The sequence below is a fragment of the Streptobacillus felis genome, assembly GCF_001559775.1.
Lineage (GTDB): Bacteria > Fusobacteriota > Fusobacteriia > Fusobacteriales > Leptotrichiaceae > Streptobacillus > Streptobacillus felis.
The window spans coordinates 1-322 of sequence record NZ_LOHX01000249.1; the positions used below are offsets into that span (position 1 = coordinate 1).

Genomic DNA, 322 nt, shown 5'->3' on the forward strand with positions numbered 1-322 from the left:
GATGGAAAACTGATATAGAAACAAGTTTTTCACCTTCAGAAATATATTTAATAGGTTTACCTGATATTTCTTTAATAGAAAGAGCAGCTCCTCCACGTGTATCTCCATCAAGTTTAGTTACAACTACTCCTGTAATATCTAAACTATCATTAAATGTCTTTGCAACATTTACAGCATCTTGTCCTGTCATACCATCTCCTACTAATAGTATTTCTTTTGGATTTACTTTAGCTTTAACACCCTGTAATTCCTTCATAAGTTTTCCATCTATATGTACTCTCCCTCCAGTATCTTTATATACATATCCTCCGGTTCTTTTTTT

Annotated in this window: 1 pseudogene; it reads right to left on the reverse strand. The window is 32.3% G+C overall.

Annotated features, from left to right (window positions below):
- Positions 1 to 322: pseudogene (locus AYC60_RS04550) on the reverse strand (signal recognition particle protein); the annotation flags it as partial.